The sequence below is a fragment of the Kitasatospora sp. NPDC001119 genome (assembly GCF_053598475.1).
Genome location: NZ_JBSFKI010000012.1, coordinates 69,850 through 82,245 on the forward strand (window position 1 = coordinate 69,850; position 12,396 = coordinate 82,245).

Annotated in this window: 11 protein-coding genes; 5 read left to right on the top strand and 6 right to left on the bottom strand. The window is 71.8% G+C overall.

The window, feature by feature from the left end; genetic code table 11:
• Positions 1–39: 39 nt before the first annotated feature.
• Positions 40–1,182 (bottom strand): transaldolase, encoded by a 1,143-nt coding sequence (gene tal / locus ACWDD9_RS16960; protein ID WP_074001674.1) that lies wholly within the window; start codon positions 1,180–1,182, stop codon positions 40–42.
• 88 nt (positions 1,183–1,270) lie between these two features.
• Positions 1,271–3,370, bottom strand: coding sequence for a transketolase (gene tkt / locus ACWDD9_RS16965; protein WP_074001673.1), 2,100 nt, complete (start codon positions 3,368–3,370; stop codon positions 1,271–1,273).
• A gap of 462 nt (positions 3,371–3,832) precedes the next feature.
• Here tkt and ACWDD9_RS16970 point away from each other — a divergent pair, with 462 nt between their 5' ends.
• Positions 3,833–4,780, top strand: a complete 948-nt coding sequence (locus ACWDD9_RS16970; protein ID WP_074001672.1) for a heme o synthase — start codon at positions 3,833–3,835, stop codon at positions 4,778–4,780.
• Between the two features lie 51 nt (positions 4,781–4,831).
• Here the strand turns inward: ACWDD9_RS16970 and ACWDD9_RS16975 are convergent, their stop codons facing one another.
• Complete coding sequence (locus ACWDD9_RS16975; RefSeq protein WP_449811931.1) at positions 4,832–5,473, bottom strand: DUF2461 domain-containing protein; 642 nt, start codon at positions 5,471–5,473, stop codon at positions 4,832–4,834.
• Between the two features lie 73 nt (positions 5,474–5,546).
• On the opposite strand from ACWDD9_RS16975, the gene ACWDD9_RS16980 reads away from it, so the two are divergent.
• Complete coding sequence (locus ACWDD9_RS16980; RefSeq protein WP_053111946.1) at positions 5,547–5,873, top strand: hypothetical protein; 327 nt, start codon at positions 5,547–5,549, stop codon at positions 5,871–5,873.
• A 69-nt stretch (positions 5,874–5,942) separates the two neighbouring features.
• On the opposite strand, the gene ACWDD9_RS16985 is transcribed toward ACWDD9_RS16980, so the two are convergent.
• Positions 5,943–6,923 (bottom strand): COX15/CtaA family protein, encoded by a 981-nt coding sequence (locus ACWDD9_RS16985; RefSeq protein WP_449811987.1) that lies wholly within the window; start codon positions 6,921–6,923, stop codon positions 5,943–5,945.
• A 258-nt stretch (positions 6,924–7,181) separates the two neighbouring features.
• On the opposite strand from ACWDD9_RS16985, the gene ACWDD9_RS16990 reads away from it, so the two are divergent.
• A complete protein-coding gene (locus ACWDD9_RS16990) occupies positions 7,182–8,501 on the top strand; it encodes a choice-of-anchor A family protein (protein ID WP_375873242.1) in 1,320 nt (439 codons plus the stop codon).
• A gap of 413 nt (positions 8,502–8,914) precedes the next feature.
• Positions 8,915–9,589, top strand: coding sequence for an LAETG motif-containing sortase-dependent surface protein (locus tag ACWDD9_RS16995; protein ID WP_181970706.1), 675 nt, complete (start codon positions 8,915–8,917; stop codon positions 9,587–9,589).
• 75 nt (positions 9,590–9,664) lie between these two features.
• On the opposite strand, the gene ACWDD9_RS17000 is transcribed toward ACWDD9_RS16995, so the two are convergent.
• On the bottom strand, positions 9,665–10,441 hold the full coding sequence (locus tag ACWDD9_RS17000) for an ABC transporter permease (protein ID WP_074001670.1): 777 nt from the start codon (positions 10,439–10,441) through the stop codon (positions 9,665–9,667).
• A 20-nt stretch (positions 10,442–10,461) separates the two neighbouring features.
• Positions 10,462–11,388: an ABC transporter ATP-binding protein gene (locus ACWDD9_RS17005; protein ID WP_049650591.1), complete on the bottom strand. Its 927-nt coding sequence runs from the start codon at positions 11,386–11,388 to the stop codon at positions 10,462–10,464.
• Between the two features lie 154 nt (positions 11,389–11,542).
• Between ACWDD9_RS17005 and ACWDD9_RS17010 the strand changes: the two genes are divergently transcribed.
• Positions 11,543–12,367: a helix-turn-helix transcriptional regulator gene (locus ACWDD9_RS17010; RefSeq protein ID WP_449811932.1), complete on the top strand. Its 825-nt coding sequence runs from the start codon at positions 11,543–11,545 to the stop codon at positions 12,365–12,367.
• Positions 12,368–12,396: the final 29 nt, after the last annotated feature.

Sequence of the window (12,396 nt, forward strand, 5' to 3'; positions counted from 1 at the left end):
TGATGGGCTCCGCTTTCGTGCGCTGGCTGTGAGCAGGGGTCACTTCTCGTCGGCGAAGGAGGCGAGCGAGGCGGTGACGGTGTCGAGCAGCTCGTTCCAGGACTGCTCGAACTTCTCGACGCCCTCGTCCTCCAGGAGCTGGACGACGTCGTCGTAGTCCACGCCGGCGGCGGCGATCGCGTCCAGCACGGCCTTGGCGTCGGCGTAGTTGGGGACGATCGTGTTGCCGGTGACCACGCCGTGGTCGCCGGTGGCCTCCAGGGTGGCCTCGGGCATCGTGTTGACGGTGCCGGGGGCGACCAGCTCGGTGACGTACAGGGTGTCCGGCAGGGCCGGGTCCTTGACGCCGGTGGAGGCCCACAGCGGGCGCTGCGGCTTGGCGCCGGCGGCCTCCAGGGCGGCCCAGCGGGCGCTGCCGGCGGTCTTGCCGTCGACGCTGCCGAAGACCTCCTCGTACGCCTGGTAGGCGAGGCGGGCGTTGGCCAGCGCGGCCTTGGAGCGCAGGTCCTTCGCCTCGCCGCCGATCTTGTCCAGGCGCTTGTCGATCTCGGTGTCCACGCGGGAGACGAAGAAGGAGGCGACCGACTCGATCTGGGAGAGGTCCAGGCCCTTGGCCTTGGCGGTCTCCAGGCCGGTCAGGTAGGCGTCGATGACGGCCTTGTAGCGCTCCAGCGAGAAGATCAGCGTGACGTTGACGCTGATGCCCTTGCCGATGACCTCGGCGATCGCGGGCAGGCCGGCCTTGGTGGCGGGGATCTTGATGAAGACGTTCGGGCGGTCGACCAGCCACCACAGCTGCTTGGCCTCGGCCACGGTGGTGGCGGTCTCGTGCGCCAGGCGCGGGTCGACCTCGATGGAGACCCGGCCGTCGCGGCCGTTGGAGGCGTCGTAGACCGGGCGCAGCACGTCGGCCGCGTCGCGCACGTCCGAGGTGGTGATCATGCGGATCGCCTCGTCGGTGGTGACCTTGCGGACGGCGAGGTCGCGCAGCTGGCCGTCGTAGGAGTCGTCGCCGGAGCCGGCGATGGCCTTCTGGAAGATGGTCGGGTTGGTGGTCACGCCCACCACGTGCTTGTTCTGCACCAGTTCGGCCAGGTTGCCGGAGTTCAGCCGCTTGCGGCTGAGGTCGTCCAGCCAGATCGCAACGCCTTCGTCGCTGAGGCGCTTCAGTGCGTCAGTCATGGTGCTTCAGTCCCTTGTTCTTGCTTCGTGGGGTGGTCGGGAGGGGGCCGCGTGCCCGCGTGCGGGCGGGCACGCGGCCCGGGGGCCGCTAGCGGTTGACGGCCTCGAGGGAGCGCAGGGCGTTGTGGGCCTCGGCCACCACGCGCTCGGTGGTGATGCCGAACTCCTCGAACAGCACCTTGTAGTCGGCGGAGGCGCCGAAGTGCTCCAGCGAGACGATCCGGCCGTGGTCGCCGACCAGCTCGCGCCAGCCCTGGGCGATGCCGGCCTCGACCGAGACGCGGGCCTTGACCGACGGCGGCAGCACGCTGTCGCGGTAGGCCTGGTCCTGCTCCTGGAACCACTCGAAGGACGGCAGCGAGACCACCCGGGTGGCGATGCCCTCGGCCTCCAGCGCCTCGCGGGCCTGGACGGCCAGCTGGACCTCGGAGCCGGTGCCGAGCAGGATCACCTGCGGGTCGCCGGTGGAGGCCTCGGCCAGGATGTAGCCGCCCTTCGCGGTGCCCTCGGCGGAGCCGAAGACCTCGCGGTCGAAGGTCGGGACGCCCTGGCGGGTCAGCGCCAGGCCGACCGGGCCGGGGTGGCTGGTGTGGCGCTCGACGATGGTGCGCCAGGCGACGGCGGTCTCGTTGGCGTCGGCCGGGCGGACCATGGCCAGGCCCGGGATGGCGCGCAGCGAGGCCATGTGCTCGACCGGCTGGTGGGTCGGGCCGTCCTCGCCGAGGCCGATCGAGTCGTGCGTCCAGACGTAGGTGACCGGCAGCTTCATCAGCGCGGCCAGGCGGACGGCCGGGCGCATGTAGTCGGCGAAGACCAGGAAGGTGCCGCCGTAGACCCGGGTCTTCCCGTGCAGGGCGATGCCGTTCATGGTCGAGCCCATGGCGTGCTCGCGGATGCCGAAGTGGATCGTCCGGCCGTACGGGCTCGCCGACTTCAGCGGGTTGCCCTCGGGCAGGAAGGAGCTGTCCTCGTCGATGGTGGTGAGGTTGGACTCGGCGAGGTCGGCCGAGCCGCCCCACAGCTCCGGGATCACCGCGCCGATCGCCTTGAGGGTGTCGCCGGAGGCCTTGCGGGTGGCGACGTCCTTGCCGGCCGGGAAGGACGGGACGGCCTTCTTCCAGCCCTCGGGCAGCTCGCCGGCCTCGATGCGGTCGAACTCGGCCGCGCGGTGCGGGTTGGCGGCGCGCCAGGCCTCGAAGCCCTGCTGCCACTGGTCGCGGGCGGCCTTGCCGCGCTTGATGACCTGGCGGGCGTGCCCGATGACCTGGTCGCTGACCTCGAAGGTCTTCTCCGGGTCGAAGCCCAGGACCTTCTTGGTGGCGGCGATCTCGGCGGCGCCGAGCGCGGAGCCGTGGGCCTTGGCGGTGTTCTGGGCGTCCGGGGCCGGCCAGGCGATGATCGTCCGCATCGCGATCATCGACGGGCGGGAGGTCTCGGCCTTGGCCGCGGCCAGCGCCTCGGCCAGGGCGGCCACGTCGATGTCGCCGTTGGACTTCGGGGTGACGCGCTGGACGTGCCAGCCGTACGCCTCGTAGCGCTTGAGGACGTCCTCGGAGAAGGCGGTCTCGGTGTCGCCCTCGATCGAGATGTGGTTGTCGTCGTAGACGGCGACGAGGTTGCCCAGCTTCTGGTGGCCCGCCAGCGACGAGGCCTCGGCGGAGATGCCCTCCTCCAGGTCGCCGTCGGAGACGATCGCCCAGACCGTGTGGTCGAAGGGGGACTCGCCGGCCGGGGCCTCCGGGTCGAACAGGCCGCGCTCGTAGCGGGCGGCCATCGCCATGCCGACCGCGTTGGCGATGCCCTGGCCCAGCGGGCCGGTGGTGGTCTCCACACCCGCGGTGTGGCCGTGCTCGGGGTGGCCGGGGGTACGGCTGCCCGCGACGCGGAAGGCCTTCAGGTCGTCCAGCTCCAGGCCGTAGCCGGCGAGGTAGAGCTGGGTGTAGAGCGTCAGGCTGGTGTGGCCGGGGGAGAGGACGAAGCGGTCGCGTCCGACCCAGGACGGGTCGGTCGGGTCGTGGCGCAGGAACCGCTGGAAGATCAGGTACGCGGCCGGGGCCAGCGACATGGCCGTCCCGGGGTGTCCGTTACCGACCTTCTGGACAGCGTCCATGGCCAGGACGCGCGCCGTGTCAACGGTGCGCTCATCCAGATCGGTCCACTCGAATGCGTTCGTCGGCGCAGTGCTCACCCTGTCTCAGGGCTCCTTCCATTGTGAAGAGTGACCCCGTGAATGGGGACCGGGTCGGCCACGGCGCTGTGGTCCCGACGCTGGGTGGTGCCGGTCACGGAGGGTAGATCCCGCTTCTGTCCGCGAGCCTACCGTCCGGGGTGCGGCTCACCCTCCGTGCTGGGACAACCGGCAATTCCGCATGCAGATTCCCACTGGAGCGGTGCGGATGGATTTGTCCCAGACTCTCCCGGTTCGCGCCGTCGCGCCGCTCCGGTGGTCAGGACGGGCTAGCGGACCCGGCGGAGGCGCTCGACGGCCCCGCCCGGGCGGTTCACCCGGGGGTGTGCGTTCCGCCTCGCCGGGGGACCCCGGAGCCGGATGGGATATATGGAACGTCTATGGTGTCGTGGTACGCGCAGAGCGGACGATTCGGGACCCTTCGTTCCTGTGGACGCCTGCGAAGATTCATCTTCAGTTGGGGTGTTAGTGACCGCCGTCGAAACCCGTCCCGCCGGGGTCACCGGGGCGACTCCTGCGCACCGGCCGTTCGGGGCCCGTGTCGGCGCGTTCGTCGCATTGACCAAGCCGCGGATCATCGAGCTGCTGCTGATGAGCACCGTGCCGGTGATGTTCCTGGCCCAGCAGGGCGTGCCGAACATGCTGTTGGTGCTGAAGGTCGTCGTCGGCGGCTACCTCTCGGCCGGCGGCGCCAACGCCCTCAACATGTACATCGACCGCGACATCGACGCGGTCATGTCGCGCACCGAGCGGCGTCCGATCGTCACCGGGATGGTGTCGCCGCGCGAGGCGCTGGTGTTCGGCATCGTCCTCGCCGTCGTCTCGACGCTTCTGCTGGGCTTCGGGGTCAACTGGCTGTCGGCCTGGCTGGCGCTCGGCGCGCTGCTGTTCTACGTGTTCGTCTACACGCTCGGGCTCAAGCGGCGCACCTCGCAGAACATCGTCTGGGGCGGCATCGCCGGCTGCATGCCCGTCCTGATCGGCTGGTCCTCGGTGACCAACTCGGTGTCCTGGGCCGCGGTGATGCTGTTCCTGGTCGTGTTCTTCTGGACGCCGCCGCACACCTGGGTGCTGTCGATGAAGGTCCGCGACGACTACGAGCGGGCCGGCGTGCCGATGCTGCCGGTCGTCAAGGGCAACGTGGCCGTCGGCAAGCAGGTCGTCGCCTACTCCTGGGTGATGGTGGCGGTCTCGCTGGCGGTCTGGCCGCTGGGCCACATGAGCTGGCTGTACCCGGTCGCCGCGGTGCTGCTGGGCGGGGCCTGGCTGCGCGAGGCGCACGCGCTGTACGGGCGGGCCAAGGCCGGGATCGTGGGCGCGAAGCTCAAGGAGATGCGGCTGTTCCACTGGTCGATCACCTACCTGTCGCTGCTGATGGTGGTCTGCGCGATCGACCCGTTCGTGAAGTAAGAGGCTGATGGGAAGAGCCCCGGTCCGGGCGGACCGGGGCTCTTCGCGTTCTCAGCGGGCGGGCAGCTCGGAGGGGCCGACGTGGCCGTCCAGCCAGTCCCGCAGCGGCTGGGAGGCGTGCAGGAAGCCGGTGATCCGGGTGTGGGCGGCGCGGGTGCCCAGCCACTTCGCGGGCTCCCACTCCTGCCAGGCCACCAGGCCCTTGTGGCGCAGCAGCACGATCCGGGGGTGGTCCTTGGGGTAGCCGCGCGGGGCCGACTTGAGGGAGTCCCGGCCCACGACCAGCGGGCCCTGCTGCTCCACCCGGGCGATCACCCGCTCCAGCTCCGCGCCGGTGACGTCCTCCGCGACGGTGGCGCGGTAGCGCTCCAGCTGGTCCGGGGCGAGCTGGTAGAGGCCGTTGCCGCAGGCCAGTCCGTCGGCGGAGAGCTGGATGTAGCCGCCGCTCTCCAGATGGGCGCCGATGTGGGTCTTGTACGGGGACTTGTCGGCGCTGAACCGGACGTCGCGGTTGGGCCGGAAGATCTTCCCCGGCCCGAACTCCGGCTCCAGTTCGGCGAGCAGCAGCTCCATCGGGGCCCGGACGACGCCGTCGTAGACGTCCTTGTGGGCCTGCCAGAAGGTCTTGGAGTTGTCGGCTTCCAGGTGCTCGTAGAAGTCGAGCGCCTCGGCCGGCCAGCCGGAGAAGGTCACCCCTCCAGTATGTGGCCCGGTGCACAGGGCGCTCCCGTCGCCAGCGGCGCTACCGGTGGGTAGCATGCGGGACATGAGCAGCGCAGAGACCGCCACCGCCGCGCCGGACGCCCGCACCGAGCGCCGCGCCAAGCGCATCGCCAAGCACCTCACCAGCTTCGCCCGCGAGCACGGGGGCGGCGACGCCGTCGTCGAGTACGTCGGCTCCGTGGCCACCCGCATCGTGGTCGTCGGCGCGGACGGCGCCTGGGGCGACCAGGTGGCCCCCAGCTACGCCGTGGGCAAGCGCGCCGCCGAGCTGGCCGGGCTGACCCTGCACGACGACTTCGAGGGCGAGCTGGGCCTCAAGGTCAAGACCGGCGCGTACGAGTGGAAGCGGATGGCCGGCATCCAGATCTGACCGCATCCCGGTACGACGAACGGCCCGGTTCCCCCACGCGGGGGAGCCGGGCCGTCGGCGTGTGCGCGGTCAGACCGCGGCGGGCTGCGGGGTCTGGGCGGGGAGCTGGTCGGTGACCGCCTCGGCCCCGCGGGTGCGCAGGGCGAGGGGGACGCGGAGGGCGGCGATCCAGGTCAGTGCCGCGAGGAGCATGTGGAGGCCGACCATCAGCTCGGGGGCGTCGGTGAAGTACTGGATGAAGCCCAGGACGCCCTGGAGGAGGAGGACGGCCAGCAGCTCCTTGGTGCGGGACCTGGCCGCCTGGGGGGCCTTCACAGCGGTGAGGACGAAGATCACCGCGATGGCCAGGCCCACGGACACGAATGCGAAGTCGGCGTGGAACTGGGCGAGGCGGTCGTAGTCGATCGGGATGCGCGGGACGATCTTGTTGTCCTTGGGCGTGCCGGGGTGGTGGCCGGCGCCGGTCACCAGGGTGCCGGCCGCGACGAGCAGGCCGATCACGGTGACCAGGACGTAGGACAGCTGGTGGACCGGGCAGGGCACCACGAGCGTCGGCGGGCCGTCGCCCTCCTTGGACCGCTCCCACATCAGCAGCGCGACCCAGACCAGGGCCATCGCGGCGATCATGTGCAGCGCCACGGTGTACGGGTTGAGGCCGGTCAGCACGGTGATGCCGCCGAGCACGGCGTTGCTCATCACCAGCCAGAACTGGGCCCAGCCGAGCCGGGTCATGCTGTGCCGCCAGGGCCGGTGGCAGCGGGCGGCCAGGATGGCCCAGCCGACGGCGGCGCTCAGCACGTAGGTGAGCATCCGGTTGGTGAACTCGACGATGCCGTGGAAGCCCATCTCGGCGGTGGGCGTCAGGCTCTCGTCGGTGCACCGGGGCCAGGTCGTACAGCCGAGGCCGGAGGCGGTGAGGCGGACGGCGCCGCCGGTGACGACGATCACCACGCTCATCACCAGCGCGGCGAACGTGGCACGCCGGACCATCTCGGCGGATGGCTGCCAGCGCTCGGCGAGCAGGGAGAAGGGATTAGGCACGCGGTCAATCGTAGGCGGCCTTACAGGCGATCTTGGGGCGGGGCACGGGCCGCGCGGCGGTGTGGCGCGGGTGGTGCGGCGGGAGGCGGCGGAGCCGGCGGGCGGCGACACGCTGGGGTGCGACACGCGGACAAACCGGGGTGGTTCGGTCAAGGAGGTTATTGGTCTTGACCAATCACCCGTTTGGCCGAAAGAGTGCGGATTGGTCCATACCTTTTTGAGGACCCCTCCCCCCATCTACGCCCGCACGCAAGCGGAGACCTGCACATGCGCATACCCATTTCCGCCGCCGCGCTCGCGGTAGGCGGCTCGCTCGCACTGGCCGGGCTCGTCGCGCCGGCCGCCCAGGCCGTCGGCACCGACCAGGAGTGCCGCAGCCTCGGGGTCGCCAACCTCTACGGCGAGTTCATCGAGGGCGACGACACCCACACCCCCGACGCCGAGGGCGCGGTCGCGGTCGGCGGCAACGCCGACTTCACCGGCGGCTTCTCGGTCGGCCAGGAGCTCACCCAGGCCCAGGTCGACGCGCTGCCGGGCAAGAACGCCCTGGTCGTGGCCGGCAAGCTCACCGGCCACAACACCCAGGTGATGAAGGGCAACGGCGTCTTCGGCTCCAAGGCCGACGGCGCGGTGGCCCAGGCCCACGCCGGCACCGTCAACCAGGGCCCCTCGCCGATCGACTTCAAGGCCGAGTTCGCCAAGCTGCGCGCCGCCGCCACCTCGCTGGCCGCCGTCCCGCAGACCGCCGGCGCCACCGTCCAGGCCGAGGGCGGCAAGCTGACGCTCACCGGCGGCGACGCGAAGTACAACAGCTTCACCGTCGACGCGGCGAAGCTGCAGGGCGCCAAGGACGTCTACCTCAAGGTGCCGGCCGGTTCGGTGACGGTGGTCAACGTGACCGGCGGCTCGTACGACATGGCGGCGGCCGGGACCACCGGCTTCCACCTGTGGGACGAGGGCAAGAAGGCCTTCGTGCTGGACGACAAGCTCCAGAGCGCGGCGGGCGGGGCGATCCGGTCCAGGCTGCTCTGGAACTTCCCGACCGCCACCAAGGTGGTCAAGAACAGCCAGGCCGCCTGGGCCGGCACCGTGCTCGCGCCGAACGCCGCCTTCGACCTCGGCAGCGGCGGCCCGGTCAACGGCTCGGTGATCGCCGCCTCGCTGACCGGCAAGGGCGGCGCCGAGACGCACCACTACCCCTTCGCCGGCTGCCTGCCGGGCACCACCGTCCCGACGCCGTCCGGCACCCCGACGGTGCCGCCGACCGTCCCGCCGACCGTGCCGAGCGGCTCGCCGTCGGCCACGCCGAGCGCGTCGACCGCCCCGAGCGGTTCGGCGAGCCCCTCGGGCGGCCCGTCCGCGTCGACGAGCGGCAAGCCCGGCGCGAGCGGCAGCCCGTCGGCCGGCGGCTCGACGGCCGCTCCGACGGCCTCGGGCAGCCCGTCCGCCCAGCCGGACGCCGGGGGCAACCTGGCGCACACCGGTTCCGGTCCGGTGCTGCCGCTGGCGATCGGCGGCGCGGTCGTGCTCGCGGCCGGCGGCGCGATCGTGGTGGCCGCCCGGCGCAAGGCGGCCCGGAAGGCCTGAACCGGCTGAGCCCGCGATCCGGACGGGAACGCCGGAAAGGCGGGCGCGTCGGAGGCACGGGAGTGTCGGAAAGAACGGAAAGGTCGGAAACGACGGAAAGGCCGGAATGGCCCGGCGTTCGTCGGCTGACCGAATCGGAGCCCTCGGTGATTGAACCTGATCACCGGGGGCTCCGTTCTTCCCTGAAGTGGCGAAGTCCATTCAGGTTTGCCGAATCCGCGTTCTGCGAGGTGACGGCTGTGATGGGCTGGCCCAAGCACATCGGAAGACGGACGGACAGTCGATATCCGGTCGTGCGGCGGGGTGTGGCGGGGTGCGGGAGTGCCGGTAGAGTCCCCCGGACAGTCGTAGCGGGCCACCGCGTACCACTCAACACGCCTGCTGCGCACGACCGTTCGGAGGGGAACAAAGTAATGGCGCGACAGCAGCGGCACTTCGCGATCGGCGCGACGGCACTCGCCGGCACGGCTGCGGCCGGTTTTCTCCTGCCTCTGGCACTGGCCACCAATGCCTCGGCGCACGTGCCGAGTTGGTCGGTGACCTGCGACAAGATCGTGATCGATCTGATCAACTACAGCCCCAAGGCCGACGTGAAGAACACCGTCAGCCTCACCATCGACGGCGAGAAGGTCCTGGACGCCAAGGCCTTCCCCGCGGAGTTCCACGGCTCCTTCCCGGTGAAGGACCACGATGCCCCGATCAAGGCGAACCTGGTGGTCACCACCACGGAGAACCCGAACGAGAAGGGCTGGAACATCAACGAGACCAAGACCATCGAGCCGTGCCACACGCCGACTCCGACCCCGACCCCCACCAAGACCCCGACCCCGACTCCCACCCCGACGCCGACCGTGACCCCGAGCACCCCGCCGCCGGTCACGACGCCCCCGGCCACCCCGACCCCGTCGGTGACCCACACCCCGAGCAAGACCCCGACCCCGTCGCCCTCCGCCAGCGCGCCGGCGCTCGCCCAGACCGGTAGCAGCGACGCGACCCCGATGATCGCGGCGGCCGGCGGCGGCGTGCTGCTGGTCGGCGGCGCGCTCGTGCTGCTCGCCCGCAAGCGCCGTGGCGGCAGCGAGAGCTGACGCCCGGTCAGTCGACAACGGCAACGCCCCCCGGCCGCCAAGTGGCCGGGGGGCGTTGTGCGTTGCCGCCGCCGGTCACTCCCAGCGGAAGAAGCGGGCGGCCGCGGCCAGGCCGAGCACCGACCAGCCGGCCAGGATGCCGAGGTCCGCCCACGGCACCCCGGCGCCGGCCTGGAGCACCGACCGCAGGCCGTCCGAGAGCGCCGAGATCGGCAGCAGCTCCAGCACCGGGCGCACCGCGTCGGGGAACCTGCCCAGCGGCACGATCACCCCGCCGGCGAGCAGTAGCAGGATGAACACCAGGTTGGCGCCGGCCAGGGTGGCCTCGGCCTTCAGGGTGCCGGCCATCAGCAGGCCGAGCCCGGAGAAGGCGGCGGTGCCGAGGACCAGCAGCGCGGCGACCGTCAGCGGGTTGCCGTGCGGGGACCAGCCGAGGGCCAGGGCGATCACCGACAGCAGCGCGACCTGCAGCGCCTCCGTCACCAGGACGCAGCCGGTCTTGGCGGTCAGCAGCGCCCAGCGCGGCAGCGGGCTGGCGCCGAGCCGCTTCAGCACGCCGTAGCGGCGCTCGAAGCCGGTGGCGATGGCCTGGCCGGTGAAGGCGGTGGACATCACGGCCAGCGCGAGCAGGCCGGGGGCCAGGAAGTCGACCCGCTTGCCGGGGCCCTCGACCGCGACGATGTCCACGGCGGAGAACAGCACCAGCAGCACGGTCGGGATGACCACGGTGAGCAGCAGCTGCTCGCCGTTGCGCAGCAGCATCCGGGTCTCGAACGCGGTCTGGGCGAGCAGCATCCGGCCGACGGGCGCGGGGCCCGGCTTGGGGGAGTAGTCCGTCGTGGCGGCGCTCATGGTTGCCTCACTGCGTTCGCTCATGAGCGGAGCTCCCGTCCGGTCAGGTCGAGGAAGACGTCCTCCAGGCTGCGGCGCTGGACGGACAGCCGTTCGGGCAGGATGCCGGAGGCCGCGCACCAGCCGGTGACGGCGGCCACCAGTTGCGGGTCGACGGGCGCCTCGACGCGGTAGTTGCCGGGGGCGGTCTCGGTGGCGGTGGCGCCCTCGGGCAGCTCCTTGAGCAGCGGGCCGAGGTCGAGGCCGGGCGGGCCGTCGAAGTGCAGCGCGCCCTCGGCGCCGCCGCGGCACAGCTCCTCGGTGGTGCCGTCGGCGATCACCTTGCCGCGGTCGACGATGGCGACCCGGTCGGCGAGCTGCTCGGCCTCGTCCATGTGGTGGGTGGTGACGACCACGGTGACGCCGTCCCGGCGCAGGTCGCGCACCAGCTCCCAGGTGGCCCGGCGGGCCTGCGGGTCGAGGCCCGCGGTGGGCTCGTCCAGGAAGACCAGCTCGGGGCGGCCGACCACGGCCATCGCCAGGGCGAGCCGCTGCTGCTGGCCGCCGGACAGCCGGCGGTAGGTGGTGCGGCCGCAGGAGCCGAGGCCGAGGCGTTCGACCAGGGCGTCCACGTCCAGCGGGTGGGCGTGCAGCTTGGCGGTGTGCCGCAGCATCTCGACGGCGCGCGCGCCCGCGTACACGCCGCCGGACTGCAACATGACGCCGATCCGGGGCCGGAGCGCGGCGCCCTGGGTGACCGGGTCGAGGCCGAGGACGCGGACGGTGCCGCCGTCCGGACGGCGGTACCCCTCGCAGGTCTCGATGGTGGTGGTCTTGCCGGCGCCGTTGGGGCCGAGGACGGCGGTGATCGCGCCGGCCGGGATGGTGAGGTCGAGGCCGTCCACCGCGAGCTTGTCGTCGTAGCGTTTGACCAGCCCGGCGATCTGGACCGCGGGTTCGGAGTGCATACCGGCGAGTGTAAGAGGGCCTGACGCGCCGGCCGGACGGCGGCTCGGTGATCGTTTTCCCAGGTCAGGTAAGGCTAACCTGCGTGACAGATGACACCGGTGAGGCCTGGGTCACGGCTTGTCCCGGCGGAAGTAATTACGCAACACTGGTGTTGTGAAAAACATGCGCGAGCACGCCCAGCAGCGGGAGGCCGAGTCGGCCTCCTCCTGTGACGTGCCCGTGACGGCGGCCGAGGTGCTGCTGGAGGGCCACCGGGCCACCCGGGACCGGGTCGCGCGGTCGATCCTGGACCACGGCCCGTCCTCCGCCGCCGACCTGGCGAACCGGCTCGGCCTCACCGCCGCCGCCGTCCGCCGCCACCTCGACGGCCTGGTCGCCACCGGTCTGGTCGAGTCCCGCGAACAGCGGGTCTACGGCAGCCGCGGCCGGGGCCGTCCGGCCAAGGTCTTCGCCCTCACCGACGCCGGCCGGGACGCCTTCTATCAGGCGTACGACCAGCTCGCCGCCGACGCGCTGCGCTGGATCGCGGACTCGGTGGGCGGCGGCAAGGCGGGCGAGGAGGCGGTCGCCGCCTTCGCCCGCGCCCGGTTCGGCAAGCAGGCCGAGAAGTACCTGGAGGCCCTGCGCCTGGCCGCCGCCGGAGAGCGCCCCGAGGCGCTGGCCCAGGCGCTCAGCGCGGACGGGTACGCTGCCACGGTGCGGCGTGTCCCGTCGGCCGCGGCCAAGGCCCCGGCGGGCGCCCAGCTCTGCCAGCACCACTGCCCGGTCGCGCACATCGCCGAGCAGTTCCCGCAGCTCTGCGAGGCGGAGACCGAGGTCTTCTCCCAGCTCCTGGGCACCCATGTGCAACGGCTGGCCACGATCGCCCACGGCGACGGGGTCTGCACCACCTATGTGCCGGCACCCGGTGCCGCATCGTCGTCCGCCCGGCCCCCGGCGGGACGCGGCTCCGATGCGATGCCGACTGCCAGTACATGAAAAATTCCGTGTCCACCGAAGATTCAGCG

Excerpts from the sequence above, each read along its gene's own strand:
- ACWDD9_RS17005 (WP_049650591.1), bottom strand. The coding sequence starts at position 11,388 with ATGCACTCCGAACCCGCGGTCCAGATCGCCGGGCTGGTCAAACGCTAC.
- tal (WP_074001674.1), bottom strand. The coding sequence starts at position 1,182 with ATGACTGACGCACTGAAGCGCCTCAGCGACGAAGGCGTTGCGATCTGG.
- ACWDD9_RS17000 (WP_074001670.1), bottom strand. The coding sequence starts at position 10,441 with ATGAGCGCCGCCACGACGGACTACTCCCCCAAGCCGGGCCCCGCGCCC.
- ACWDD9_RS16990 (WP_375873242.1), top strand. The coding sequence starts at position 7,182 with ATGCGCATACCCATTTCCGCCGCCGCGCTCGCGGTAGGCGGCTCGCTC.
- ACWDD9_RS16995 (WP_181970706.1), top strand. The coding sequence starts at position 8,915 with ATGGCGCGACAGCAGCGGCACTTCGCGATCGGCGCGACGGCACTCGCC.
- ACWDD9_RS16980 (WP_053111946.1), top strand. The coding sequence starts at position 5,547 with ATGAGCAGCGCAGAGACCGCCACCGCCGCGCCGGACGCCCGCACCGAG.